Annotated in this window: 22 protein-coding genes; 7 read left to right on the top strand and 15 right to left on the bottom strand. The window is 58.2% G+C overall.

What is annotated here, in order from left to right:
• The first annotated feature begins 113 nt into the window (after window positions 1–113).
• A complete protein-coding gene (locus FZF01_RS01635; RefSeq protein ID WP_150276351.1) occupies window positions 114–608 on the top strand; it encodes an Lrp/AsnC ligand binding domain-containing protein in 495 nt (164 codons plus the stop codon).
• A 61-nt stretch (window positions 609–669) separates the two neighbouring features.
• Window positions 670–1,971, top strand: a complete 1,302-nt coding sequence (locus FZF01_RS01630; protein WP_150276350.1) for an NAD(P)/FAD-dependent oxidoreductase — start codon at window positions 670–672, stop codon at window positions 1,969–1,971.
• Between the two features lie 171 nt (window positions 1,972–2,142).
• Here FZF01_RS01630 and FZF01_RS01625 read toward each other — a convergent pair whose 3' ends face one another.
• Window positions 2,143–3,477 (bottom strand): ribonuclease J, encoded by a 1,335-nt coding sequence (locus FZF01_RS01625; protein ID WP_150276349.1) that lies wholly within the window; start codon window positions 3,475–3,477, stop codon window positions 2,143–2,145.
• A gap of 213 nt (window positions 3,478–3,690) precedes the next feature.
• On the opposite strand from FZF01_RS01625, the gene FZF01_RS01620 reads away from it, so the two are divergent.
• Window positions 3,691–3,966 (top strand): TIGR03643 family protein, encoded by a 276-nt coding sequence (locus FZF01_RS01620; RefSeq protein WP_188434334.1) that lies wholly within the window; start codon window positions 3,691–3,693, stop codon window positions 3,964–3,966.
• 40 nt (window positions 3,967–4,006) lie between these two features.
• Here FZF01_RS01620 and FZF01_RS01615 read toward each other — a convergent pair whose 3' ends face one another.
• Complete coding sequence (locus tag FZF01_RS01615) at window positions 4,007–4,843, bottom strand: PhzF family phenazine biosynthesis protein (RefSeq protein ID WP_150276348.1); 837 nt, start codon at window positions 4,841–4,843, stop codon at window positions 4,007–4,009.
• Between the two features lie 102 nt (window positions 4,844–4,945).
• Entirely contained in the window at window positions 4,946–6,058 is a 1,113-nt protein-coding gene (gene ada / locus FZF01_RS01610; protein WP_150276347.1) for a bifunctional DNA-binding transcriptional regulator/O6-methylguanine-DNA methyltransferase Ada, read from the bottom strand.
• Window positions 6,059–6,278: 220 nt separating this feature from the next.
• Here ada and arsH point away from each other — a divergent pair, with 220 nt between their 5' ends.
• Both arsH and arsB read left to right on the top strand, forming a co-directional pair.
• Window positions 6,279–6,995, top strand: a complete 717-nt coding sequence (gene arsH / locus FZF01_RS01605; protein ID WP_150276712.1) for an arsenical resistance protein ArsH — start codon at window positions 6,279–6,281, stop codon at window positions 6,993–6,995.
• Window positions 6,996–7,051: 56 nt separating this feature from the next.
• The gene (arsB, locus tag FZF01_RS01600) at window positions 7,052–8,092 is read left to right on the top strand and encodes an ACR3 family arsenite efflux transporter (protein ID WP_150276711.1); all 1,041 of its coding nucleotides are present in this window, start codon (window positions 7,052–7,054) and stop codon (window positions 8,090–8,092) included.
• Window positions 8,093–8,157: 65 nt separating this feature from the next.
• Here the strand turns inward: arsB and phoU are convergent, their stop codons facing one another.
• From phoU to FZF01_RS01565, 7 genes are all read right to left on the bottom strand, one after another.
• Entirely contained in the window at window positions 8,158–8,880 is a 723-nt protein-coding gene (gene phoU / locus FZF01_RS01595; protein ID WP_150276346.1) for a phosphate signaling complex protein PhoU, read from the bottom strand.
• Between the two features lie 30 nt (window positions 8,881–8,910).
• On the bottom strand, window positions 8,911–9,795 hold the full coding sequence (gene pstB / locus FZF01_RS01590) for a phosphate ABC transporter ATP-binding protein PstB (protein WP_373286427.1): 885 nt from the start codon (window positions 9,793–9,795) through the stop codon (window positions 8,911–8,913).
• A 19-nt stretch (window positions 9,796–9,814) separates the two neighbouring features.
• A complete protein-coding gene (pstA, locus tag FZF01_RS01585; RefSeq protein WP_150276344.1) occupies window positions 9,815–11,089 on the bottom strand; it encodes a phosphate ABC transporter permease PstA in 1,275 nt (424 codons plus the stop codon).
• On the bottom strand, window positions 11,082–12,470 hold the full coding sequence (gene pstC, locus FZF01_RS01580; RefSeq protein ID WP_150276343.1) for a phosphate ABC transporter permease subunit PstC: 1,389 nt from the start codon (window positions 12,468–12,470) through the stop codon (window positions 11,082–11,084). Before pstC ends, pstA begins: the two co-directional genes overlap by 8 nt.
• A gap of 149 nt (window positions 12,471–12,619) precedes the next feature.
• The gene (locus FZF01_RS01575) at window positions 12,620–13,663 is read right to left on the bottom strand and encodes a substrate-binding domain-containing protein (protein ID WP_150276342.1); all 1,044 of its coding nucleotides are present in this window, start codon (window positions 13,661–13,663) and stop codon (window positions 12,620–12,622) included.
• Between the two features lie 135 nt (window positions 13,664–13,798).
• The gene (locus FZF01_RS01570; protein WP_150276341.1) at window positions 13,799–15,028 is read right to left on the bottom strand and encodes a nucleoside recognition domain-containing protein; all 1,230 of its coding nucleotides are present in this window, start codon (window positions 15,026–15,028) and stop codon (window positions 13,799–13,801) included.
• A gap of 27 nt (window positions 15,029–15,055) precedes the next feature.
• Window positions 15,056–15,940: an N-acetylmuramoyl-L-alanine amidase gene (locus tag FZF01_RS01565; RefSeq protein WP_150276340.1), complete on the bottom strand. Its 885-nt coding sequence runs from the start codon at window positions 15,938–15,940 to the stop codon at window positions 15,056–15,058.
• Window positions 15,941–16,215: 275 nt separating this feature from the next.
• Here FZF01_RS01565 and FZF01_RS01560 point away from each other — a divergent pair, with 275 nt between their 5' ends.
• Window positions 16,216–17,502 (top strand): DASH family cryptochrome, encoded by a 1,287-nt coding sequence (locus FZF01_RS01560; protein WP_188434332.1) that lies wholly within the window; start codon window positions 16,216–16,218, stop codon window positions 17,500–17,502.
• Window positions 17,503–17,508: 6 nt separating this feature from the next.
• Here FZF01_RS01560 and FZF01_RS01555 read toward each other — a convergent pair whose 3' ends face one another.
• From FZF01_RS01555 to FZF01_RS01540, 4 genes are all read right to left on the bottom strand, one after another.
• Entirely contained in the window at window positions 17,509–19,281 is a 1,773-nt protein-coding gene (locus FZF01_RS01555; RefSeq protein ID WP_150276338.1) for a GGDEF domain-containing protein, read from the bottom strand.
• A gap of 70 nt (window positions 19,282–19,351) precedes the next feature.
• A complete protein-coding gene (locus tag FZF01_RS01550) occupies window positions 19,352–20,182 on the bottom strand; it encodes an endonuclease/exonuclease/phosphatase family protein (protein WP_150276710.1) in 831 nt (276 codons plus the stop codon).
• Window positions 20,183–20,239: 57 nt separating this feature from the next.
• Window positions 20,240–20,884 (bottom strand): thiol:disulfide interchange protein DsbA/DsbL, encoded by a 645-nt coding sequence (locus FZF01_RS01545; RefSeq protein ID WP_150276337.1) that lies wholly within the window; start codon window positions 20,882–20,884, stop codon window positions 20,240–20,242.
• Window positions 20,885–21,039: 155 nt separating this feature from the next.
• The gene (locus tag FZF01_RS01540; protein WP_150276336.1) at window positions 21,040–21,648 is read right to left on the bottom strand and encodes a c-type cytochrome; all 609 of its coding nucleotides are present in this window, start codon (window positions 21,646–21,648) and stop codon (window positions 21,040–21,042) included.
• Between the two features lie 274 nt (window positions 21,649–21,922).
• On the opposite strand from FZF01_RS01540, the gene yihA reads away from it, so the two are divergent.
• Window positions 21,923–22,588, top strand: coding sequence for a ribosome biogenesis GTP-binding protein YihA/YsxC (yihA, locus tag FZF01_RS01535; RefSeq protein WP_150276335.1), 666 nt, complete (start codon window positions 21,923–21,925; stop codon window positions 22,586–22,588).
• Window positions 22,589–22,813: 225 nt separating this feature from the next.
• Here yihA and polA read toward each other — a convergent pair whose 3' ends face one another.
• A complete protein-coding gene (gene polA / locus FZF01_RS01530) occupies window positions 22,814–25,555 on the bottom strand; it encodes a DNA polymerase I (protein WP_150276334.1) in 2,742 nt (913 codons plus the stop codon).
• Window positions 25,556–25,559: the final 4 nt, after the last annotated feature.

Here is a 25,559-nt window from a genome sequence, read left to right as displayed (position 1 = left end):
GTCCACATGGACGATATTGCTATTCTAGGGGCATCAACCTGCAGGCTTGGTTCGAATAATCATGAGTTTGCAGAGTAATATTCTGTCTGACACCTCAATAACAGGAATTAATCTTGAAAACACGCAGAGCCTCCAGCCGGGAGCTGGACAAGATCGATCGGCATATCCTGCGTTTGCTGCAAAACGAGGGGCGTATGTCCTATGTGGATCTTGGTGAGCGTGTGGGTTTGTCCACCACGCCATGCATGGAGCGGGTAAAGCGGCTTGAGCGGGAGAAATTCATTCTCGGTTACGGCGCTCGTCTTAATCCGCAAAAGCTCGAAGCGAGCCTGCTGGTGTTTGTCGAGATCAGCCTGTCTTCGAAGTCGGCGGATATTTTCGATGAGTTTCGCCGGGCGGCTATCAAACTGCCCCACGTGCTGGAATGCCATCTGGTGTCAGGCGACTTTGACTATCTGATCAAGGCCCGGATTTCCGAGATGGCGTCCTATCGCAAGCTGCTGGGTGACATTCTGCTCAAGCTGCCAGGGGTGCGCGAGTCCAAGAGTTATATTGTCATGGAAGAGCTTAAGGAGAGCCTGGCGATCCCTGTACCTGACGCCGATTAGTGTTTATGCTAGTGTCAATTTTAATTTACATTATTTCGTAATATATCAAACGGACGCCGCCATGCTCTCCCAATCGCCGCAACTCACTCCAGTCCCTTCCTGGTATCGCGCCACTACCAATGTCGACCTGACCTGCCCGCCACTCGCCGGTGCGGTAGAGGCCGACGTCTGTATCGTGGGTGGCGGCTTTACCGGGGTCAACACTGCAATCGAGCTGGCCGAGCGCGGGCTCAGCGTGGTGCTGTTGGAAGCCAGCCACATCGGTTGGGGCGCCAGTGGTCGCAATGGTGGGCAGCTGATCCGCGGCGTGGGCCACGGGCTTGACCAGTTCACCAATGTGATCGGCGCCCAGGGCGTGCGCGACCTCAAGCTGATGGGCCTGGAGGCGGTGCAACTGGTCAAGGGCCGGGTCGAGCAGTACGCCATCGACTGCAATCTGGTCTGGGGTTATTGCGATCTGGCCAACAAGGCCCAGCATATGGATGACTTTCAGGCCGACAAGGAGGAACTCAGGTCCCTGGGCTACCAGCATGAGATGCGCCTCATTGCCCGTGAGGATATTCGCCAGGTGGTAAATTCGGATTTCTATGTCGGTGGCATGACCGACATGGGCTCGGGGCATCTGCACCCGCTCAATCTGCTATTAGGTGAGGCCGCGGCTGCCCAGCAACTGGGCGTGCAACTGTGCGAAAACTCTCGGGTCACGCGCATCGAGCATGGATCGCGGGTCAAGGTACACACCGCGGGCGGGACGGTAACAGCCGGCCAACTGGTGCTTGCCGGCAATGCCTACCTGGGTGATCTGCAGCCGCAACTCAGTGGCAAGGTGTTGCCTGCGGGCAGCTACGTGATCGCCACCGAACCCCTGGGCGAAGACTTGGCCCGCAGTCTGATCCCGCAGAATATGGCGCTGTGCGACCAGCGTGTCGCACTGGATTATTACCGGTTGTCTGCAGATAACCGGCTGATCTTTGGCGGCGCCTGCCACTATTCGGGGCGCGACCCCAAGGACATAGCCGGCTATATGCGGCCCAAGATGCTGCGGGTCTTCCCTCAGTTGGCGCAGACAAGAATCGAATACCAGTGGGGCGGCATGATCGGCATCGGTGCCAACCGCTTGCCACAGGTCGGCAAACTCGCTGATCACCCCAACGTTTTCTACGCCCAGGCCTATGCAGGCCATGGTATCAACGCCACCCACCTGGCTGCCAAACTGCTTGGCGAAGCAGTGAGCGGGCAGGCCAGTCATGGCTTCGAGCTGTTTGATCGGGTGCCGCACATGACCTTTCCCGGTGGCAAGCATTTGCGCGCACCCTTGCTGGCGCTGGGTATGGCGTGGGAGCAGATGAAAGAGGTGTTCTAGAGCAGCGGCAAGCGGCAAGCGGCAAGCCTCAAGCTAAAAGCTGGAAGCTTAAAGCAGTCCGAGTCCATCCGATTTTTTTGTAGCCGTAGTGGGGCAAGTTCTTGACGGCCATGCCCCCAACGCGATCCTGTTAACACTTGCAGCTTGCAGCTTGCAGCTTGCAGCTTGCAGCTAGCGCTGTATTTCCACCAGCCCCCAAGGCAGGGTTCCGATCTTGCGCGGCTGTCCGCTCAGGTCGATCAAATCGCCATTGGAGGGCAGCAGGCCCTGCAGGCCCAGGCTGCGGCCGAAATCCAGATGCGCCTGTTGGTGATAATTCTCACCATGCACAGGCAGCAGATACCTTGCCTTCAGCCAACCGTATAACTGACGCAGATCTTCCTGGGGCGGATGGCCGGAGGCATGGATCGGCGCCATATCGTCGTCGATTACGTTCACGCCCTGGGCTTTCAGGCCCGCCTTGATGCGTGCCAGGGCTTCCTCGTTGCCGGGAATCAGACGCGAGGAAAACAGCACGGTGTCGCCGGGATCGAGGGTCAGGTGCGGGTGGTTACCGCTGGCCAGCCTGGCGAGTGCGGCGGCGGGTTCGCCCTGACTGCCGGTGCAGATCCAGAGCTGTTGCTCACGGGGCAGATAACCAAGCTCCCAGGGTGAGATGAAACCCGGGCGGGTTTCCAGGTATCGTTCTGCACGCCCGGCCGCTTGCATCGTGAGCAGGCTGCGGCCCAGCAAGGCGGCATAGCGTCCGGCGTCGAAAGCAATATGGGTGAGACTTTGCAGGCGGGCGAGATTGCTGGCGAAACAGGTGACAATTACACGCTGGCTGCAGGGGCGGATCGCATCCTGAAGTCCGTTCTGCACCTCGGCCTCGGAGCGGCTGGCACCCCTGTTGGGCGCGTTGGTAGAGTCACCGATGATCACATCCACCCCTTCACGGCCCAGGGCCTGGAGCCGGGCCTGGGCCGTGAGCTCGCCAACCAGCGGCTTGGAGTCGAGCTTCCAGTCGCCACTGTGATAGAGGCGCTTGCCGGCCACATCCAGAACGATGGCGTTAGATTCGGGAATCGAGTGTGTGACCGGAATCCACTCTGCCTGGAAGGCACCAATACCGACAGGTTCCAGAGGCTTGATTTCATGCAGGCGCGGCCATTGCTGCTTCGGGTCGAGCTTGTTACGAATCAGTCGGGCGGTAAATCGGGTGGCGTAAAGGGGGCAGTCGAGTTTTTGCCAGAGGTGCGCGATAGCGCCAATGTGATCTTCGTGACCGTGGGTAATCAGCAGTGCAGATAACGTGATGTCGTACTGCTCCAGCGCTGCCAGGCTGGGCACTGAAACCATGTTGTTGCCCCCGGGTGCAGCTGAGAGAGCAAAACCGCAATCTACGGCAATCCACTGGCCTGCAGAGCCGAAAAGGTAGAAGTTGGCGCCAAACATTCCGGCCCCACCCAGTGCCAGAAAGAATGGACCGGGCTGACGGTGCAGTTGGTCAAAGGTGGGGCTGGGCATTGAGTCCTCCGCTGGGGCATGTGCATTGAGCTTAACAGCCTCGGGCGATGGCAGGCCAGCGAAGGGCGGCACGATTGCGGCAGGATTTTTCACTGCCAACAATCGACAGGTTTCAGCGCTTGGGTATGTAGCCTTTTGACATATCTTGGCGTGGCGTATCTGGGCCTTTGGTGATTCAATCCTACGTAGTCAATCCGTGCCTTGAGAGCCACAATGTCGCAGTCTGCAGAACCAATTACCAGATCATTCGAGCCCGCTGATTCTTCCCGCATCATCGAAATGGCCTGGGAAGACCGCACACCCTTTGAAGCCATTGAAACCCTCTACGGGCTCAACGAGTCGGGCGTCATACGTCTGATGCGACGCGAGCTCAAGCCCGCCTCATTCCGACTCTGGCGAGCCCGCGTTGGTGGCCGTGTCACCAAGCATGCGGCGTTGCGTGACCCCTCCGTCAGCCGCGCTTATTGTCCTACGCAATACAAGCGCTGATTCATCCACGCCTGTTGCAAGGTGGCTTGCGTGGCGACTATCAGATGCACACCGCGCCGCTAATGATCGGCTGAACCTGCCCGCCTACCCAGGTGACTTCCGCTTCGCGCTCTATCCAGACTCGGCCGCGCCGCCCAATGACCGTTCCCTGGCTGGCGCTATAACGTGCCGGTAGTATCCCCTCGGGGATCAACCACTGGGCGAGACTGGCGTTGAGGCTTCCAGTGACCGGGTCTTCGGCGTATTCGCCGCCCATGAATGCACGTACTTCGACGTCGGCTTCTGCATCCGCGCCGCCCCAGGGTCCTATGACGCCGAGATTGAGCCCGTCCAGTGTAGGGTAATCTGCGCGCAGACTCAGTACCTCGTCCCGTGACGAAAGCATTATGGCGACCCAGCCAGGGCCATTGTCTACCCAGTTGCTGGCAATAATGCGTGCCTCGTCGATACCCAGCCCCCGGGCGATCTGCTGCAAAGTGGAGCTATCGACAGCCCCGCTACGGACCAGCGGCGGGGCGGCGAACGCCAGGCGATGATAGTTATCGCGGATCTCTACCAGCCCGGCAGCGCACTCCTGAATGATCCGGTCTCCGTGCGGTTTGCCGCCGTCACTCAGCCACACATGGCAGGAACCCAGGGTTGGATGGCCCGCGAAGGGCAGCTCGCGTTGAGGAGTGAAGATCCGTACTCGATAGTCAGCCTGCGTTGTGGTTGGGCGCAGCAAAAAAGTCGTTTCACTCAGGTTGGTCCAGCGTGCGAAGGCCGCCATCTGGGCGTCGGTCAGATCATCGGCATTGCTGACAACAGCCAGGGCGTTGCCTTCCAGCGGCTTTTCAGCGAAGACATCGACCTGTTGGAAAGGAAAAGAGCGGGGCATGCAAGTCACCTGGTTGGTTTGCTTCTGGCCTGCGATCATAGCCAGGCCGGGCGCGCCACGTACAGGTACAGATCACCGATAAAACACCGAGCGCTGGGGTCTTCAGGTCCCTGATGGCGCCTCTGGAGCACCGGATGAGGAGGCATAATCTGTCTCGCGTTCCAGCAGCACGCGCTTGCGCTCAATACCCCAGCGGTAGCCTGATAAACCACCGTCCTGGCGGACCACGCGGTGACAGGGTATGGCAAGAGCGATAGCGTTGGCACCGCAGGCCCGGGCGACCGCCCGTGCCGAGGTGGGCTGGCCGATATCGCGGGCCACCTCCGCATAGCTCATTGTCTGGCCACATGGAATGGCGCGCAGAGCCTGCCAAACGCGCTGCTGAAAGGCGGTGCCGCGCACGTCCAGGGGCAGATCCAGGCCTTTTGCCGGGGCTTCTACCAAACCCACTACCTGGGCCACAACGCGTTCATAGTCTTCGTCCGCACCAATCAGGCTGGCTGCGGGGAAGCGATCCTGCAGATCGCGGATCAGTTGCTCGGGGTCATCACCCAGCGTCACGCAAACAATACCTCTGGCACTGGAAGCCACCAGAATCGCTCCGAGGGAGGTGTCACCGACCGCAAAGTGCAGTTGTTCACGGGGGCCACCGGCGCGATAGGTCATGGGGGTCATGCCAAGAGCTCTGGTTGATTGTTGGTAGAAGCCACTGAAGGAATTGAAGCCCGCAGCAAACATTGCTTCGGTGACGGATGGAGCCTGTTCGAGCTTCTGTCGCAAGCGGGCTTCACGCCAAGCCCGGGCATAAGCCTTGGGTGTAATGCCGGTGACGGCCTTGAAGGTGCGATGAAGATGGCTGGCACTCATTCTCAACTCGCATGCCAGCTGATCCAGGGTCAATGAAGCCCCACTGCCCTCAAGGAGACGACAAGCTGCGGTGACCAGGGCGCTATCCTGTTGGCGCCGTGTGGGGGCGTCAGGGCTGCAGCGCAGGCATGGGCGACAACCGGTGGCCTTGGCGGCTGCAAGGGAATCATGGATACGCACATTCTGCGGGTTGGCCATCCGTGATGGGCATGATGGCCGGCAGTAGATACCGGTAGTAATTACCGAGTACCAGAACAGGGAGTCAGCCGCGGAATCCCGCGCGAGCACTTGTTGCCATCTGGGGTCGTCGGCGGTGCTGATGGGCCCGCCTGGATGGGGTTCGTTCATTGCGTGAGCAGCCGGTTGCCTGGTGTCAGTTTCATTCTAGCGACCGGGCGAGCAGGAGACATGCCGTTTCTTGCTTTCAAATTGAAAGTGGCATACTGCTGCCCGGTGGCGAGCGTTCGGCAATAGGCAGTTGATGAGTACAATGAAGATCCTCGCCATTGTCCCTGATGAAGTCTTCCGGCTGGCGCAGACGCATATTTATCTGAAAAGTGACCAGAACATGAAAGATCAAAGCTTACCGAACATTGATGCGGAGCATTTCTCGGCGCCCTCGTCAGAGTCTGTATTCGCAGACCGGCCCTCAACGCATCGGCCGCGTATCCTGCTGCTGTATGGATCACTGAGAGCCCGTTCGTTCAGCCGGCTAGCGGTAGAAGAAGCCGCCAGACTGCTGCAAGCCATGGGCGCCGAGACACGTATTTTCGATCCGCGCGGCTTGCCACTTCCAGACGCCGAAGAAGCAACCCACCCCAAGGTGCAGGAGCTTCGCGATCTGGCTCAATGGTCCGAGGGCATGGTCTGGTGCTCGCCGGAGCGGCATGGAGCCATGACCGGTATCATGAAGGTGCAGATTGACTGGATACCCTTGTCCGTGGGCGCGGTGCGACCGACACAGGGCAAGACGCTTGCCCTGATGCAGGTTTCCGGTGGGTCCCAGTCCTTCAATGCGGTGAACCAGATGCGCGTGCTGGGTCGCTGGATGAGAATGGTGACTATCCCCAACCAGTCGTCGGTACCCAAAGCGTTTCTGGAATTTGATGACAACGATCGAATGAAGCCTTCAGCGCTATATGACCGTGTGGTTGATGTGATGGAGGAGCTGGTCAAGTTTACCCTGTTGGTGCGTGATCGAAGTGCCTACCTGACCGACAGGTACTCCGAGCGCAAGGAAAGCGCGGAAGAGCTATCCAGCCGGGTCAACCAGAAAGCCATCTGAGGAGTCATCACGTGGGTAACAATACCGTCACGGAACACGAAAACCCCTCTGCGAGCATGGGGTTCTTTGAGCGTTATTTAACCATCTGGGTGGCACTGGCCATCATGGCGGGCGTGGCGCTGGGGCAGCTTGCGCCGGTAGTGCCGGAAACGCTGTCGCGCTTCGAATATGCGCAGGTGTCGATTCCCGTCGCCATTCTGATCTGGGCGATGATCTTTCCGATGATGGCTCAAGTGGACTTCAGCGCCGTCAAAGGCGTTGGAAGGCAGCCCAAGGGGCTGGTCATCACGACCAGCGTCAACTGGCTGATCAAGCCGTTTTCCATGTTCCTGATTGCCTGGTTCTTCTTCACCATTGTTTTCGCACCATGGATATCCAGCGATTTGGCGAGCCAGTATCTGGCTGGCGCGATTCTGCTGGGCGCTGCGCCGTGCACAGCCATGGTGTTCGTGTGGAGTTATCTGACGAGGGGAGACGCGGCTTACACCCTGGTTCAGGTGGCAGTGAATGATCTGATCATGCTGGTGGCCTTCGCGCCGATTGTGGTGCTGTTGCTGGGTATATCGAACATCAGCGTGCCATGGGACACCGTTATTCTCTCGGTGGTGTTGTACATCGTGATCCCCCTTTCGGCCGGATATATAACGCGGCGAACGCTGATCAAGCGCAGGGGCAAGGACTGGTACGACGGTGTATTCATGAAGCGTCTTGCGCCGATGACGCCTATCGGGTTGATCATTACCCTGGTCCTGTTGTTCGCGTTCCAGGGCGAGGTTATCGTGAACAATCCCCTGCATATTCTGCTCATTGCCATACCCTTGACGCTACAGACCTTTCTGATTTTCTTCATCGCTTACGGGTGGGCGAAGGCCTGGCGTGTGCCACACAAGGTCGCAGCTCCGGGAGCCATGATTGGCGCCAGTAATTTCTTTGAGCTTGCGGTAGCCGCCGCTATCGGCCTTTTTGGGCTTCAATCGGGCGCAGCCTTGGTGACGGTGGTCGGGGTATTGGTAGAAGTGCCGGTGATGCTGATGTTGGTAAGAATTGCGAATGGAACGCGCAATTACTTTCCAGGCGCTACAACAAACGGGGAGTGATCTGGTGGCTACCAACATACCGGCGAGGTCCGCCGGTATGTTGATGCTTCAGGCTATTGCGTTGCTCAACGACCTACGACTTTCTCTGCTTCTTCCACTGGGGTATGGCGTACGTCTTCGCCCTTGACCATGAAGATCACATTCTCGGCGATATTGCAGGCATGGTCACCGACGCGCTCGAGGGCGCGCAGAACCCACATCACCGACATGCAGCGGGATATATTACGGGTATCTTCCATCATGAAGGTAAGCAGGGTGCGGGTAGCAGCCTGGTACTCCTCGTCCACGCGCTTGTCTTCCTTCATGATTCGCAGTGCCTGATTCGAGTCCAGGCGGGCAAAGGCGTCCAGTGCATCACGCAACATGCTCAGCACATGATCGCCTATGTGCCGCACTTCCAGATAGCCCCGGGGTGCCTGGCCTTCGTCAGCCAGCTTGATTGCGAACTTGGCAATTTTCTTCGCTTCGTCACCTACCCTCTCCAGATCGGCGACCATCTTGATAACAGCAATAACCAGACGCAAGTCCCGTGCGGTGGGCTGTCGACGGGCGATGATCAGCGTCGCCTCCTCGTCGATATCCATTTCCATGCGGTCGACGCGCTTGTCACCGGCGCGCACTTCTTCGCCTAACGGTCCATCACCGTTGATAAGTGCCTGGATGGCCTGGTCGACCTGGGACTCGACCAGGCCGCCCATTCTCAGAAACTCGGTTTTCAACTCCATCAGTTCATCATTGAACTTGTTCGAGATGTGATCGCCGTAAACATCGTCTTTTTTATCTGTCATAACGCTCTCCAATGTTTAATCAGCTCAAGCTTAGCCGAAGCGACCAGTGATGTAGGATTCAGTCAGTTGATGCTCGGGAGCAGTGAACACCTTGGTGGTCTCGTTGACTTCCACCAGGTGCCCCAGGTGGAAAAATGCAGTCCGATTCGACACCCGGGCAGCCTGCTGCATGGAGTGGGTAACGATTACGATAGTGAAGCTTTCCGACATCTCGGCGATGAGCTCTTCCACCTTGGCAGTGGCGATCGGGTCGAGGGCCGAACAGGGTTCATCCATCAGGATGACCTCAGGGCTCACAGCGATGGCGCGAGCGATACACAGGCGTTGCTGCTGACCGCCCGACATGCCGGTAGCCATGCCATGCAGACGATCCTTGGCTTCGTTCCACAGGCCTGCCTTGCGCAGGCTGCTCTCGACAATTTCATCCAGATCGGCCTTGCGATTGGCCAGGCCGTGAATGCGTGGGCCGTAGGCGACATTGTCATAGATCGACTTGGGAAACGGGTTGGGCTTCTGGAATACCATGCCCACACGCGCCCGCAGCTCTACAACATCGTTCTTGGAGCGATAGATATCCTCGCCGTCCAGCAGCAGCTCGCCCTTTACCCGGCAAATGTCGATGCTGTCGTTCATCCGGTTAAGGCAGCGCAGGAAGGTCGACTTACCGCAACCCGAGGGCCCGATAAACGAAATCACCTCGTTGCGACCAATGTCCAGGCTGATGTTCTTGATGGCCCGTGCGTCATCGTAGAAAACTTCCACGTTCCGCAGCTTGTACTTCGGGTCATCAGCAAAGGGAGCGCCGACGGTTTTGCCGTCTTCGATAATCGTATCCTGGGGGTTGCTCTTGTCCACTGCGTGTTCCTGTTCGTGTTCCTGTAGAGCAAGTTCGTCAGCTGCAATGCTTGGGTTCATAGTGGTCATGTCTATCTCCTTACCAGCGACGCTCGAGCCGCTTACGCAGCCAGATTGCCATTGCATTCATACTCATCAGGAAGGCCAACAGCACCATGATGGCTGCAGACGCGCGTTCAATAAAGGCCAGCTCGGGGCTGCCTGCCCACAGAAATACCTGAACCGGTAGTACCGTGGATGCATCGAAGAAACCCTCGGGGACTTCCACGATAAAGGCCACCATGCCAATCAGCAGTAGCGGCGCGGTCTCACCAAGCGCCTGGGCCATGCCGATGATCGAACCTGTCAGCATGCCTGGCATGGCCAGTGGCAAAACGTGGTGCAAGGTCACCTGCATCTTGGAGGCACCAATACCTTCTGCCGCTTCCTTGACCGAGGGCGGAACGCTCTTGATTGCCGCGCGGCTGGAAATGATGATGGTTGGCAGTGTCATCAGTGTCAGCACCAGGCCCCCGACAAAGGGTACAGACCGGGGCATGCCGAACAGGTTGATGAATACCGCCAGGCCGAGCAGACCGAAGATGATCGAGGGCACGGCCGCCAGGTTGTTGATGTTGACCTCGATAAAGTCAGTCAGCTTGTTCTGTGGAGCAAACTCTTCCAGATAGATTGCTGCTGCAACCCCAATCGGGAAGGACAGCACCAGAACAATGAACATGGTCAGCAAGGAACCGACGATGGCACTGAGTACACCGGCCCGGGCAGGATCACGTGAGTCGCCACTGGTAAAGAACACGTCATTGAAGCTGCTTTCGATCATGCCCCGTTCCTGCAGGTCATCCACCCAGCCTTGCTGCTCCTCGGTGAGTTTGATCGAGTAGGCACTGTCACCCTGGTGCTTCACGTAAACATCGACGTCGCTGTGGGCCAGAAAGGTGATGGTCTGCGTAGTGCCCATCCACTCGGGATTCTCGGTCAACTCATCACGCAGCTGGTTCGAGGCGTAGGGGTTGACCAGCTTTCGCAGAGCGTTGCGATCTTCGGTGGTCGCCTGGGGAAGTGTTTCGGCCAGAGCCGCAACCAATGGCGCCACGAAATCCGCCATTTGCACCTGCGTAGGATCAGTCGGGTCGTCAAGGAACAACACCTCCGAATCCATGGTGACATCCAGGGTAATGGTGGTTTTCATGAAACCGGTATAGCCCTTGCCGATGATGTCAGCGAACAGGATGAAGAGAAAGGTCAGGGCTATGGCAATCGCGAGGATGCCATAGGCACGGAAACGCATCTCCTTGCGATACCGACGCTTCAACGATTTGCGGACAATGTCCGCCTGGGAGGTTTGATTAGTCATACTGTTCCCGGTATTTGCGGACAATTTTCAGTGCAATGACATTCAGCACCAGTGTCGTGAGGAAGAGCATTGCGCCAAGGGCGAACGCGGCCAGTGTCTTGGCACTGTCGAATTCCTGGTCGCCGATCAGCAGGGTGACGATCTGCACTGTCACGGTGGTTACGGTTTCCAGTGGATTGGCTGTCAGGTTGGCAGCCAGGCCCGCGGCCATGACCACAATCATGGTTTCACCGATCGCCCGTGACACAGCCAGCAGAATGCCGCCCATGATCCCCGGTAGTGCGGCGGGGAAGATCACCTTTTTCATTGTCTCGGACTGGGTAGCACCTAGTGCCAGGGAGCCATCACGCAGGGTTTGTGGTACTGCGTTGATGACGTCGTCCGACAATGAGGATACGAAGGGGATGATCATGATGCCCATTACCAGTCCCGCTGCCAGGGCACTCTGGGATGAGGCTTCAAGCCCGACGGAGGTGGCTACATCGCGAATGAAGGGAGCCACAGTCAATGCCGCAAAAAAGCCGTAGACCACCGTTGGCACACCCGCGAGCATCTCGAGCATCGGCTTGATCACGTTGCGGACATTCTTGTTGGCGTACTCGGACAGATAGATAGCCGACAGCAGGCCCACGGGCACCGCTACCAGCATGGCGATCAGGGAGATAAGCAAGGTACCGGTAAATAGCGGGATCATCCCGAAAGCACCTGCTGAGCCGACCTGGTCCGCGCGCAGCGCTAATTGCGGGCTCCAGGAAGTACCAAGGAAAAACTCCCAGAAGGGTACGCGGTTGAAGAAACGCACCGTTTCGAAGATCACCGAAAATACAATGCCCATGGTGGTCAGAATGGCCACGCCGGCACAGCTGAAAAAGAACCAGCGTAGTGCTGTTTCTACCTGCTCGCGGGCATTCAGCAGCGGGCGAATTCGTACCCAGCCGAGAAAGCCGGCCAGTGCCGCAATCGAGATTACCAGTGCGTTCATATACAGGGTGCTGTTTGCACGCATCTGCAGCAGGACTTCGGCAGCTTCAGCCAGCTCCGGATCGACAAATCCGGCTGGCAGGGCGCCACTGGCCACGTTACTGATCTGGCTCATCATCAGACTGGCCTGGCCCAGGGAATCCGGAATCATTTCCGGGGGCAGGGTGCCGATGACGATCAGTTGGATGACCTTGCCTTCGAAGCCGGCCCAGAGTGCCAATATGATCAGTGCAGGTACGCCGCACCATATGGCTGCCCTGGCGCCGTAGTAAGTAGGCAGGGACTTGAGATGTTTGATACCGCCCAGTGGCTTGGCCAGGGCGCGTGACCTCGTGTAGCCGAGCCAATACGCAATCAGCGCCAGCACACAGGTGAGAATTAGCAGGTTACCGGGTTGCATATCGTTTCCTGTCGACCGTACATGAGTCTGTAAATGCTACCGGCTAACCGGCTTTACAGCACGTGTTTCGTCTTGCATTCAGAACGCAAAAAAGTGCGAGGCCAGCGGCCCCGCACTTGTTCATCGCCAGCAGGCGCCAGCGAGGCCCTTTACTTCAGCTCTTCAAGCTTCAGATTAGGCATGTTTTGCGACTTCTTGTTGAGTTCCACCAGAGCATCACGGGTAGGAACGATCAGACCTACGTCCTTCAGGTAGCCGTTCGGGCCCATGGCGCCGGCACTGACGAACTCGGCAGTGTATTCCTGGATACCGGGAACAACACCAACGTGATCCTTCTTGACGTAGAAGAACAACGAGCGGGCTACCGGATACTTGTCTTCTGCAATGTTGTCCTGAGTCGGCTCGACACCGTTCAGCTTGGCAGCTTGCAGGCGATCGGCATTCTCTTCCAGGAAGCTGTAACCGAACACGCCGTACATGTTCTGGTCGCTGACCAGACGCTGAACGATCAGGTTGTCGTTTTCACCGGCTTCGATGAACGCGCCGTCTTCACGAATGCTCATGCATGTAGCTTCCATTTCGGACTCTTCCATGGCCTTGGCTTCTGGGAGTTCGGCGCAGCCGCCCATCAGGGCCAGTTCGTTGAAGGAGTCACGGGTACCGGAAGTGGGCGGTGGGCCCATTACCTGGATTGCCTTGTTCGGCAGGCTGGAATCAACATCGCTCCAGGTCTTGTTGGGGTTCATGACCCACTTGCCATCAACCGGCACTTTCTCGCCCAAGGCCAGGAACAGTTGCTCCAGGGTCAGGTCCATGTGCTCGGCTTCTTTGGAGCTGGCGATTACGATACCGTCAGAACCGATGCGGAATTCAGTGATGTTGTTCACGCCGTTGCTGGCGCACAGCTCGAATTCGCTGGTCTTCATGCGACGTGAAGCGTTAGTGATGTCGGGGTGCTGAGTACCAACGCCCTGGCAGAAAATTTTCAGACCGCCGCCGGAACCGGTAGATTCCATACGGGGAGTCGGGAAGTCGCTGTTGGCACCAAAACGCTCGGCAACCACGGTAGCGAACGGGTAAACAGTGGAAGAGCCAACGATGCTGATGGTGTCGCGGGCCATTGCAGGGGCAGATACGGCGGCGATGCTAACTGCCAGTGCCGCAGTAGTAAGAGCTGTCTTCAATTTCATCACGTGTTCTCCATTATGACGTTATGTACCGGGTTTGCTTTGCCGATGTGAGAACAGTAATGGCTCTGTGTGACAACTTTGTTACACGGGATAAAATAGTGATTCGTGTTGTCCCGCTGGATAACGCCGGCGCGCGGACTAACCGAAGAACCAGTAGCAGACAGCAATGGCGGTGAGCATCCCGGCCAGATCGGCCAGCAAGGCGCAGCCTAGGCCGTGGCGTATACGGGTAATGCCGACTGCGCCGAAATACACGGCAATCACATAGAAGGTGGTTTCCGTGCTGCCCTGAAACGTGGCGGCCAGCAGCGCCGGGAAGCTGTCGACGCCAAAGTTGTCCATGGTCTCGATCATCATCGCGCGCGCCCCGCTGCCTGACAGAGGTTTGATAAAGGCGGTGGGCAATGCATCGATAAACCGGGTGTCCCAACCCAGGCCTTCGATCATCCAGCGCATACCATCAAGCCCGGCATCCAGAACGCCGCTGGCGCGCAGTGCGCCCACGGCAACCAGCATGGCGACCAGGTAGGGTAGCAGCGAGATGGTAAAGCTGAAACCTTCCTTGGCGCCTTCTATGAATGTGTCGTAGACGTTGACCTTGCGCAGTGCGCCAATGGCCAGAAACGCAATCACGATGCCGAACAGGGTGAGATTTCCAACTAGGCTGGAGGTGGCGGCCAGTGCCTGTGCGGACATGCCCGCCAGCGTGGTCAGCAAGAGCCCGAGTGCCAGCCCGCCACCCAATAGATAGGCCAATACCACCGGATGCCAGAGTTTCAGCCTTTGCATGAAGGCGACGCTGAACAGCCCGACCAGACTGGACGCGGTTGTTGCCAGCAGTATGGGCAGAAAGACGGCTGTCGGCTCCGCTGCGCCTTGCTGGGCGCGGTACATGAAAATGGTCACCGGCAGCAGGGTCAAGGACGATGAGTTGAGCACCAGAAACAGAATCTGGGCGTTGCTGGCGGTGTTCGGGCTGGGGTTGAGACTCTGTAGCGAGTGCATGGCCTTGATGCCGATTGGCGTGGCAGCGTTGTCCAGACCGAGAATATTGGCGGCAAAGTTCATGCTGATATGCCCCAGGGCGGGATGCCCACTGGGTACTTCAGGCATGAGGCGGCGAAACAACGGGTCAAGCACCCGGGCCAGCACACGGATCAGCCCGGCCTTTTCTGCAATCGCGAGAAAGCCCAGCCACAGGGTCATGGTGCCGACCAGCACCAGGATGATCTCGACGCTGAGACGCGCCATGTCGAACATGGAGCCTACCAGCCGGCTGAATACCTCGGCGTCGCCCATGCCGAGCCATTGCCAGAGCGCTGCGGCAAAGGCGGCCAGAAAGAACCCCAGCCAGATTCCGTTAAGCATCTTGCCGCCTGTTGATGCGTCGACCGATCATGGCTGAACAGCTCCGAAGGGGGCGTCGGTGTCACTGCAAAGGGGTAGTTGGTTAGTGGTTGAAGCTGTGAGCGGACGGCACCATAGGGGCGACTGCGTAGCTTCAGGTACCAGTGTGGCGAGAATGGCTGCTGTCTCCGCGTCAGGCTGGCCATTGAACTGGCTCGGCCTGAAGCGCATCTGGAAGGCAGCCAGAACATTGGTTGTGGCTTTGGAAGGCTGGGAGTCGGGCTTGAGCTCATAGCCAAAACGGATGAGGGTTTCAACAAACCACATCAGGGGTGGGGCCTGGCCCGCAAGCGCTGTTTGAGTTCGGGCGACTTTGCTGGGGTCTGGCCAGGTAGCTACACCAGCGGCCGCTAGACGTTGCCACGGAAACAGGGGGCCCGGATCCACCTTGCGTTGCGGTGCGATATCACTGTGGCCCAGAACCCGGTCCGGGGTCAGTTGATGACGCTTCAGCAGATCTTGCAGCAGGGGTATCAGCGCGTCGATCTGCTCCGCAGGCCATGGGTGCCAGATTCGGCCCTCCGGGGTGTCGGTATAGCCCGGATGCACAATTTCAATACCGATCGAGCTGGCGTTCAACCAGGTGCGGCCCTGCCAGGTACTGTCGCCGGCATGCCAGGCGCGACGGTTTTCGTCGACCAGTCGGTAAATGGTGGGTTTCTTGCTGATCAGATAATGACTGCTCACCGAGCCATGGGTCAGGTGTTGCAGGGCTCGGTCAAAGCCTGAAGAGGTGTAGTGCACGACGATGTACTGCACCCGGCTGTCGTGATTTGTAGAAGTGTAACGGGTATCAATATCCAGACTGCGGGTACAGCCTCCCAGCGTTACCAGCAGGCACAGACACAAAAGAGCAATAACGCGGCGCGGCATGGTGACAGGCTCTGCTAGTTAAAAGCAGCAGCCTAGCATGCCGCCTTACCGGTTGCAGCGTATCAATGTCGCGGGGTCTGGGGCTGACGGGTCTGGCCCTTAAAATCGCTTCGCCAGGGTTTGCCCTGACAGTGTCCCCGGTTGGGGCAGTCGGCCTGACAGCCGCGGCAGGGCAATGTGTGGGGAGTTGGCTGATTCACGTTGATGTCCCATGGCAATTAATAGTTATGCAGATTATCATCCTTGTATCGAATTTGTATAGGCGCTGCCCGCATATGACCAACCTGCTGTGGTTCAAACAGGATTTACGTGTAGACGATAACCCGGTGCTGGCTGCTGCCATGCGGGGCACTGATTGCCTCCCGGTGTACTGCCTGGATCCCCGCTGGTTCGAGCCTGATCACCTTGGATTGTTGCCCTGTGGTCCGAGGCGAGCGCAGTTCATCCTGGAGAGTCTCGCCGACCTGAGACGTTCCCTGCGCACGCTAGGCTCGGATTTGCTGGTGTTGCAGGGCAAGCCCGAAGAGCTACTGCCAGCGCTATGCATTGATATGGGCATTCAGGCTGTGTACACCCACGCTGAGCATGCTCCGGATGAACAGGCACTAATGGACAGGCTTCACAGTGCTTTGCCCAACGGCGTTGATCTGCAAGTATTGGAGAGCAACGGGCTCTTTGAGCCTACCGAACTGCCCTTCTCTCTGGAAGCCATGCCAGGCGTATTTACCCGTTTCCGTAACAAGATAGAGAAGCACCCGCCGGCCCATTTGCCAATCTCTGAGACCACCGTCATGGCGCCGCTCCCGGTCGGCGCGCTGGATCTGATCAGGGGCATACCCGGTCCTGCCGATCTGGGTCTGCAGCCCTGCCGCGCGGACCACAGATCTGCTCTCCCCGCTGGCGGTGGCGAGCTGGCGGGTCGCGAATGGCTGGATGACTATTTATGGGGGAGCCAGTCCGTACGACATTACAAGGAAACCCGTAATGAGCTGCTGGGCAAACACTTTTCGTCAAAGCTGTCGACCTGGCTCAGCCATGGTTGCCTTTCGCCACGGCGGGTGGTGCAGGAGCTCAGAGCCCATGAGGTCGAGCACGGCGCCAATGATTCGACCTACTGGCTATGGTTCGAGCTGCTCTGGCGGGAGTTTTTCCGTCTCAGCCTGCGGGTACAGGGCTCAGCCTTTTTCCGTTTTGGCGGTTTGCAGAACGGCACGCCGCCGCGTGGTGCTGATCAGCGTTGGCTGGACTGGCGTGAGGGCAACACCGGTCAGCCCTTTGTAGACGCTTGCCTGCGCGAGCTTAACGCCAGCGGCTTTCTCTCCAATCGAGGGCGTCAGATCGCTGCCAGTTATCTCATACACGATCTGAAACAGGACTGGCGCCTGGGCGCAGCCTGGTTTGAGCAGCAGTTGATTGATTACGACGTTGCCAGTAACTGGGGAAATTGGGCATATATTGCCGGGGTCGGACACGATCCGCGAGGCGGCAGGGCGTTTAACGTCGCGATGCAGGCCGAGCGGCATGATCCGCAGGGAGCTTACGTGGCGACGTGGGCGGAGTGATCCTGCTCAGTCAGCCCGGACCAGGCTGTTGCGACCACTGTCCTTGGCACGGTACATCGCCTGGTCTGCGCGCTCGAAGATCTCCTCCAGGCTGTCACTCTGCCGGAAGTCGGTGTAACCAATCGATATGGTGATGGTTACGCGTTCTTTCTTGAAATGAAACGGGCTTTCCTCGATGCCGGCGCGGAGCTCTTCCAGCACCACCGCGGCGTGTTCGATACTGGTACCCGGCATCAGTATGACGAATTCCTCGCCTCCGAAACGTCCGATAAAGTCGGACTTGCGCAACCGACGCGACAACTGCTGAGCAATCAGCCTCAATACTTTGTCGCCTGCCAGGTGGCCAAATTGATCATTCACGCGCTTGAAGTGGTCCACATCCAGAACCACCAGCAGCAGTTGACCGCCATAGCGTTGCCAGCGCTCGTACTCTTCATTCATCCGCTTTTGCAGTCCGGCCCGGTTGGGTAGCCCGGTCAGGGTGTCGATCATTGCCTGTTTGCGCTGCTCTTCCAGGTGGTTGCGGAACGTGGTCGCTTCTACCTCCATGGTCGCGATACGGTCGACCATGGACTTCAATCGCCCTGCCACTTGCTGCTCGCGATCCAAATGCAAGGTGCGCGATTGCTCGACATTTACCAGCAAAGCGTCCAACTGGCTCTGCACGTTGGCCTTCAGGGTGTCCAGGTCAGTGGCGGAACTCACCTCCCCGTGCAGGTCCTGGACCTGATCGCGAATGGTGCCTTCCAGAGCCCTCCCGACTTCCAGAGACCCGGTGTAGGCATCATGGGCTTCTTCGAGGTTGCCCTGGAACTGGGCAAGCCGGCTGTTGAGCTGCTTGAGGTAGAGCTCGAAATCCTGCTGGCGGTTCTGCTGTGCGCCAAGCACCAGGAGGGCCAGCTCATCGAGAGCTGCCGCCAGCTCATACCAATTCAGCCCGCCGGCAATACGTTCACGAAGTTGTTCGGTCTGGATACGCTGGCTGTCCAGTACCTGAAGTTCCGAGATCAGGTTAAGCAGGACGGTTTCAATGTGAGCTGCGGCCTTGGAGTATTGCTGTTCTTCGCCCCCCAGATTGCCTACCACTGCATCCTCGTCAGGCTTCTCAGCGCTACTGTCAATGCTGTGTTCTTGTTTTGCAGGAAGCTCGGGTATCAGGGCATCAGGTTCTGACTTTACTGTCGAGGTTGCCGGTTGCTCGATAATGATCGGTTCTGGTGTTTCTGGTGTTTCTGGTGTTTCTTGCTCTTCGGCCGTCTTTTTGACACCGGGCGTGCTGCCCGAGCCGAACAGCCGGGCCAGCAAACCGGATGGTGCTTCGCCTGGTGCCGCGTTCAGTACCTGGGCCTGGGAGCTGGCAATGTCGGCAATCAATCTCTCTACGGTCGAGGCGTATTCGATGGGGGCGTTCAGACGCTGGGCGAGTTCCTTGAGCGAGGTGCCAACCTCGCCCGACAACCTGCGCTGCTGCAATTGCTTCACGAGGGTGCGCAGGGAGGCGCCTATGTTGCGCATGCGTTCTTCGCGGGCGCTGTCAGCGGCCAGTACTGCCCTTTCAAGCTCGGGCATCAGCTCGGTCAGTAAGTGAGGCGGGGCATCGTTGCGTAGGGCACTGCGTAGCTCTTTGAGGCGTTTGTCGAGCAGAGGGTCGAGTCCGTCTGCTGCAATACTTACGCGAACCAACCCGCGCCTGAGCAGCTCCTGCTGGTCAGAGGCCCCGGCAGGCGACTTCGTGTCTGCGCTGTCGGTTGGCCGGGAGGTGTTACGAGTATCGATCATGAGTGCTCCTGCACACGGTGATACAGAAGATTATATGGAAAAGGGGGCTTCTGGCCAGAGCCCTATTGAATCAGTTGTCCAGGGGTTTGCGCGATGATGTGCAAATCCCGGGAGGCAAACGGATATGCATTGCTACGGGCAGATGGTCCGAGATGGGGTGGGCAAGTACATCTACCTTTTCGATGCTGAGACTGGAGCTGATAAGAATGTGGTCCAGGACCCTGGCGGGCTTCCAGCTGGGGTAGGTGCCGGGCAGCGTGGCAGTATGCAGCTTGCTGCCTTTGAGCGGCGAGTGATCGAGCAGATCCTCGGCATGGGTATTCATGTCGCCCATGAGCACCACGTGCTTGTGATCGGCGATGCGGTCACGTATGTAGGCCAGTTGATTGGCCCTGCCCTTGGTACTCAGTGCCAGGTGCATCATGACCACAAGCAGAGAATTTTGTCCCTCACCAAAGCTGGTCAGTATCGCGCCGCGGCCAGGCAGAATGCCGGGCAGCTTGTGATCTTCAAGGTAGTCGGGGGCAAAGCGGCTAAGCAAACCGTTGGAGTGTTGAGCAAAGCGCCCCAGGTTGCGATTGAGCTGTTGATACCAGAAGGGGAACTGACCCTCGCGGGCCAGATGTTCGACCTGATTGACGTAGCCGGAGCGAATGCTGCCACCGTCAACTTCCTGCAGGGCGACCAGATCAAAGTCACTCAGCACCCGGCTGATCTGCCCGAGTACATTGTGCCGGCCGGTCGCTGGTAGCAGGTGTTGCCAGCTGCGAGTCAGATAGTGGTGATATTTCTGCGTGTTGATGCCCACCTGAATATTGAAACTCAGGAGCTTGAGCACCTCCGGCAGCCCTATCGCCCCGGCTGGGCATAAGTCATTGGTCTGCAGGTTTCCCGGCAGCATCTGGCCGTGCAGCGAACGCCGGCGAGTCTGGATGACTGGCTTGGCCTCAGGCATGCTTCAGCGTGCCTGACGCTCTTGGGCGATCAGGTAGTCTGCCACCTCGAGCATGCCATCAAAGCCACCTACCATGCCGCCTTCAATCCGGTATTTACCGTTCACGATCAGCGTTGGAACCCCTGTTGCCCGGTAGGCTTTGGCCAGACGGCCCGCCTCGGATATCTTGCTGCGTACGCCAAATGAAGACCAGGCCTTCTCGAACTGCTCTTCGCTGATGCCGTATGGCTCAAGGAACTCGATCATCTCGGCTTCGTTGGCCAGCCGGAGTTTCTCCACATGGATCGCATTGAAGATGGCCTTATGCGTTTCTTCCAGCTTGCCCAGGCTCTGTACGGTGTAGAAAAGTTGCGCGTGGGTATTCCAGACGCCACCGAAGAGGGCGGGTACTTCACGGAAGCTGACATCTTCAGGTAGCGTTTTTTTCCAATCCTGAAGCACCGGCTCGAACTGGAAGCAATGGCCGCAGCCATACCAGAACAGCTCGGCTACCTCGATCTTGTCGGGATCCTGGGTAGGGGCTGGTGTTGTGAGCTCTATGTAATGTTCTCCGGCCTTGAAGTCTGCCGATGGAATGGCCTCCTGGGCCTGAGCAGCATTCAGGCTGCCAAGCAGCCATACCAGGGTTGCAGTCATCAATACGCGCATGTTTTTTCCCTAATGAATTTAGTGTGTAGCCAACCCACTTGGAACAGGTAAGCTGGTTAAAAGTTCCCTGAGCGGCAACATGTGCCAACCAATAAAAAGGGTGACCTAAGTCACCCTTGAAATGAAGCTCGAGAAATGCCTGGCAACATAATGACCTAACGCAGGCCCTGAATATAGTTGGAAACGGCCTCGATGTCCTTGTTGCTCAAACGTCCGGCGATAGTACGCATGATCATGCCTTCGCCATCATTGTCGCGCACGCCCTCACGGAAGTTCGTCAGCTGCTTGGCAGTATAGGCAGCATGTTGACCAGCCAGACGTGGATAGCCTGCCGGATCGTTGCCCTTGCCTGTTGGCGAATGGCAGCCGGTACATGCCGGCAGGCCGGTAGCCAGGTTGCCGCCGCGGTAGATTTCCTCGCCACGGGCAGCAAGATCTGCATCGGCTACGCCCATCGAGGGAACCTGAGCGTCGTAGTAGGCGGCGATGTCCAGCAGATCCTGATCGCTCAGCGGATCCAGGATGCCAGTCATTTCGACAATCACACGGCGGCCTTCCTTGACGTCGAGCAGCTGCTTGTACAGATATTTCTCACCCAGGCCGGCCAGCTTGGGAAAACTGGGCTGCGCGCTGTTACCATCGCCACCATGGCATGCGGCACAGGTTGCAACTTTGCCAGCACCGGCTTCAGCATCACCCTGCGCTGCATGGACCGAACCGGCCATGCCGAGAGATAACACCAGACTAATGAGTAATTTATTCATCGGCTAATCCAATTACGGCTGAAAGAGGGGCCTGGTCTGTCCTTCCGGCGTTATCGCCGTGTTATGCGGAACAGCCTGCCTCGTTTATCCCGAAGACAACACCTGGAGATCGCACTTCGGACCTGGTGGCCCATGCTAGCCGTCGCCTCGGGGCGATGCAATGTCCAAAATGTCGCAGTAAGCTTTCGCGATATAAAACCGCAGCAGTATATACTAAGGTGACGGTCAAGGTGAATGTCATCGGCCAATCGACAGTAGCATAACGGATCTTCCCATGCCCTCAGCAACACCCCTTGTATCTCTTTGTCAGCAAGCCACCTTTATCAAAAGCGCCAGCCAGGTCGAACAGTGTCCACTCGACCGTGGCTATGAAGTCGCTTTCGCCGGTCGCTCGAACGCTGGCAAATCCAGCGCGCTGAATACACTGACCCATGCACGGCTGGCGCGAACCTCGAAAACGCCCGGCCGTACGCAACTGATCAACTTCTTTGCTCTGGATGAGCAGCGCCGCCTGGTGGATCTGCCGGGTTATGGTTATGCCAAGGTGCCTCTGGCACTGAAAGAGCACTGGAAAGAGCATTTGGACGCCTATCTGACCGGGCGTGACTCCCTGGCCGGGTTGGTGCTGGTAATGGACATCCGCCATCCGCTTTCGGATTTTGACCGGATGATGCTCGAGTGGAGTGATGTGACCGGCCTGCCTGCGCATATTCTGCTCAGCAAGGCGGACAAGCTTGCCTATGGTGCGGCCAAGAACGTGCTGCTCAAGGTCCAGACCATCGTGCGCAAGGAGTACGGCAACCGCGCCACGGTGCAGCTGTTTTCTGCGCCCAAGCGTCAGGGTCTGGAGGAAGCCTATGGGATTCTCGAGAGCTGGTTGTTTGCCGAAGAGGAGCCCGAGGATGATCAGGCCCCGGATTTGAGCGAAGGCGAAGACTAAGCCCCAGAGCTTGAATGGCAGGCAAAAAAAATCCCGGACCTCATATGGGGAGGGAAGATCCGGGATTCAAGCATCGGGCTGTGCTAGGGAAGGACTGCCCGACGTTCTGCCAACACTAAATCACATCTAGGAACATGAAAGGCTTGACTGGCCATTCACACATTCTGACTAGGCCCGTGTTTGTTTAGTTCCAGTTTCTTTCACGAATATCACCATTATTTTTGCTCAATGCGCCTCGTCCCAGTTATTCCCCACGCCGACATCAACAACCAGGGGCACCTCCAGTGATGCGGCGCCGGCCATATGCTGCTTCAATCCGGCACTTACCTGCTCGACAAGGTCCTCACGAACCTCCAGAACCAGTTCGTCGTGTACCTGCATGACAACGCGGGCATCCAGACCCGTTTCGCGGAGCCAGTTATCCACGGTGACCATTGCACGCTTGATGATATCGGCGGCAGTACCCTGCATGGGCGCGTTGATCGCGGTGCGTTCCGCACCCTTGCGCATGGCCTGATTCTTGGCATGTATTTCCGGGAGATACAGGCGGCGGCCAAACAGGGTTTCCACATAGCCCTGCTCGCCGGCCTGGGCCCGGGTGCGCTCCATGTACGCAAGTACGCCGGGGTAGCGGGTGAAATAGCGATCGATATAGGCCTGGGCCTGCTTGCGGTCGACATCGATCTGCTTGGCCAGGCCGAATGCGCTCATCCCATAGATCAGGCCGAAGTTGATGGCCTTTGCGCTACGTCGCTGGTCTGCTGAAACATCGTCAAGTTCCACACCGAATACTTCAGCTGCAGTGGCCTTGTGTACATCCAGGCCATGACGAAATGCGTGCAGCAGGCCCTCGTCCTTTGCCAGATGGGCCATGATGCGCAATTCGATCTGCGAGTAGTCGGCGGCCATCAGCTTGTAGCCCTTGGGCGCGATGAATGCCTGACGGATGCGACGTCCCTCGGCGCTGCGGATCGGAATGTTCTGCAGGTTCGGGTCCGATGAGGACAGCCGTCCAGTGGCGGTAACTGCCTGGTGGTAACTGGTATGGATACGCCCGGTGCGCGGATTGATCTGCTCTGGGAGTCGATCGGTATAGGTGCTCTTGAGCTTGCTTACCGTGCGGTACTGCATGATCACCTGGGGCAGCGGATAACCTTGCTCGGCCAATTCGGCCAGCACCGCCTCGGCGGTTGATGGCTGGCCCTTGGCGGTCTTGGAGATAACCGGGATGCCCTGCTTCTCGTACAGAATGACGCCAAGCTGCTTGGGCGAGCCGAGGTTGAACTCTTCGCCGGCCAGCTCGAATGCCTCGCGCTCCAGTGCAACCATTTTCTCGCCCAGCTCGCGGCTCTGAATACCCAGCAGCTGTGCATCCACAAGTGTGCCACAGCGTTCAATGTCAGCCAGCACGGGTACCAGGGGCATCTCGATATCCTGGAGAACACTGGCAAGCGATGGCTGCTCGGCCAGTCTGGCCCACAGAGTCTGATGCAATCGCAGTGTCACGTCGGCGTCTTCGGCGGCGTAGGGAGCTGCCTGCTCAAGGGCAATCTGGTCGAAGGTCAGCTGCTTGGCGCCCTTGCCGGCAATGTCTTCAAACCGGGTGGTGCCCTGGCCCAGGTATTTCAGCGCCAGGCTGTCCATGTCATGGCGCGTGGCGGTGGAGTCGAGCACATAGGACTCGAGCATGGTGTCAAAGGCGACGCCGCGTACGCTGATACCGTAATGAGCCAGTACATTGATATCGTACTTGGCGTGTTGCGCAACCTTGGGTTTTTCTGCATCTTCGAGCAGCGGCTTGAGCGCGGCCAACACCTGATCGCGATCCAGTTGCTCTGGCACGCCCATATAGCTGTGACGCAGCGGAATATACGCGGCTTCATGGGGGCTGACTGCCAGCGAAACCCCCACAAGCTCGGCAAGCTGGGCGTGTACGCTGGTTGTTTCGGTGTCAAAGGCAAACAGCGGCGCGGCCTTGAGTTTATCCAGCCAGCTTTCAAAGTCATCCCAGGCAAGGACGGTTGCATAGCGTGTTTCGAGGGTTTCGGCCTGGTCAGGCGCAGCTCGCGCGACTCCGGCGGCTTTTTCCTCGCGCACCAGATCATCCAGCCAGTTCTTGAATTCCAGTTCCTGGTAGAGCTTTTTCAATGCATCACGGTCGGGCTCGCCCGGCATCAGCGCGTCGGCGCGCAACTCCAGCTCGACGTCGATCTTGATAGTCGCCAGTTGATAGGAGAGATACGCCATCTCCTTATGTTCCAGCAGCTTCTCCGGCAGCTTCTTGGCGCCGCGGATTGGCAGCTCCGGCACCTTGTCGAGGTTGGCATAGATCAGGTCCAGGCCGCCGCCGATGCCAGCTACGAGGCCAACCGCGGTCTTCTCGCCAACCCCGGGGACACCCGGAATATTGTCCGACTTGTCGCCCATCAGCGCGAGAAAATCGATGATGCACTCGGGGCCCACACCGAACTTTTCCTTCACCCCGGCAATGTCCAGCACGGTGCCGCTCATGGTGTTGACCAGAGTAATGTGTTCATCCACCAGCTGCGCCATGTCCTTGTCGCCGGTGGAAATGACTACCGGGCAGCCTGCTGCTGCGCTCTGGCGGGCCAACGTGCCGATAACATCGTCTGCTTCGACACCATCCACGCAAAGTAGCGGCAGGCCCAGGGCCCTCACGCTGGCGTGCAAGGGTTCGATCTGAACGCGCAGATCATCAGGCATCGGCGGGCGCTGGGACTTGTAGTCCTCGAACAGCTCATCGCGGAAGGTCTTGCCCTTGGCGTCGAACACTACCGCGAAAGGGCTGTCCGGATACTGCCGGCGCAAGCTGTTGAGCATGTTCAGCACGCCCTTGACCGCTCCTGTGGGTTTTCCGGTCGAGGTCATCAATGGTGGTAGCGCGTGGAATGCCCGGTATAGGTACGAGGAACCATCCACCAGAACGAGGGGGGCTTGATCAGTCATGCTT

Source organism: Halopseudomonas salina (assembly GCF_008641105.1).
Note: the sequence above shows the minus strand (reverse complement) of the source record. Positions and strands in the feature narration are given on the sequence as shown.

Excerpts from the sequence above, each read along its gene's own strand:
- arsB (WP_150276711.1), top strand. The coding sequence starts at position 7,052 with ATGGGGTTCTTTGAGCGTTATTTAACCATCTGGGTGGCACTGGCCATC.
- FZF01_RS01555 (WP_150276338.1), bottom strand. The coding sequence starts at position 19,281 with ATGATCGATACTCGTAACACCTCCCGGCCAACCGACAGCGCAGACACG.
- FZF01_RS01560 (WP_188434332.1), top strand. The coding sequence starts at position 16,216 with ATGACCAACCTGCTGTGGTTCAAACAGGATTTACGTGTAGACGATAAC.
- FZF01_RS01540 (WP_150276336.1), bottom strand. The coding sequence starts at position 21,648 with ATGAATAAATTACTCATTAGTCTGGTGTTATCTCTCGGCATGGCCGGT.
- FZF01_RS01615 (WP_150276348.1), bottom strand. The coding sequence starts at position 4,843 with ATGCCCCGCTCTTTTCCTTTCCAACAGGTCGATGTCTTCGCTGAAAAG.
- FZF01_RS01565 (WP_150276340.1), bottom strand. The coding sequence starts at position 15,940 with ATGCCGCGCCGCGTTATTGCTCTTTTGTGTCTGTGCCTGCTGGTAACG.
- FZF01_RS01620 (WP_188434334.1), top strand. The coding sequence starts at position 3,691 with ATGTCGCAGTCTGCAGAACCAATTACCAGATCATTCGAGCCCGCTGAT.
- pstA (WP_150276344.1), bottom strand. The coding sequence starts at position 11,089 with ATGACTAATCAAACCTCCCAGGCGGACATTGTCCGCAAATCGTTGAAG.
- polA (WP_150276334.1), bottom strand. The coding sequence starts at position 25,555 with ATGACTGATCAAGCCCCCCTCGTTCTGGTGGATGGTTCCTCGTACCTA.
- FZF01_RS01570 (WP_150276341.1), bottom strand. The coding sequence starts at position 15,028 with ATGCTTAACGGAATCTGGCTGGGGTTCTTTCTGGCCGCCTTTGCCGCA.
- yihA (WP_150276335.1), top strand. The coding sequence starts at position 21,923 with ATGCCCTCAGCAACACCCCTTGTATCTCTTTGTCAGCAAGCCACCTTT.
- pstB (WP_373286427.1), bottom strand. The coding sequence starts at position 9,795 with ATGAACCCAAGCATTGCAGCTGACGAACTTGCTCTACAGGAACACGAA.
- FZF01_RS01550 (WP_150276710.1), bottom strand. The coding sequence starts at position 20,182 with ATGCTGCCGGGAAACCTGCAGACCAATGACTTATGCCCAGCCGGGGCG.
- phoU (WP_150276346.1), bottom strand. The coding sequence starts at position 8,880 with ATGACAGATAAAAAAGACGATGTTTACGGCGATCACATCTCGAACAAG.
- FZF01_RS01545 (WP_150276337.1), bottom strand. The coding sequence starts at position 20,884 with ATGCGCGTATTGATGACTGCAACCCTGGTATGGCTGCTTGGCAGCCTG.
- FZF01_RS01625 (WP_150276349.1), bottom strand. The coding sequence starts at position 3,477 with ATGCCCAGCCCCACCTTTGACCAACTGCACCGTCAGCCCGGTCCATTC.
- arsH (WP_150276712.1), top strand. The coding sequence starts at position 6,279 with ATGAAAGATCAAAGCTTACCGAACATTGATGCGGAGCATTTCTCGGCG.
- pstC (WP_150276343.1), bottom strand. The coding sequence starts at position 12,470 with ATGCAACCCGGTAACCTGCTAATTCTCACCTGTGTGCTGGCGCTGATT.
- ada (WP_150276347.1), bottom strand. The coding sequence starts at position 6,058 with ATGAACGAACCCCATCCAGGCGGGCCCATCAGCACCGCCGACGACCCC.
- FZF01_RS01630 (WP_150276350.1), top strand. The coding sequence starts at position 670 with ATGCTCTCCCAATCGCCGCAACTCACTCCAGTCCCTTCCTGGTATCGC.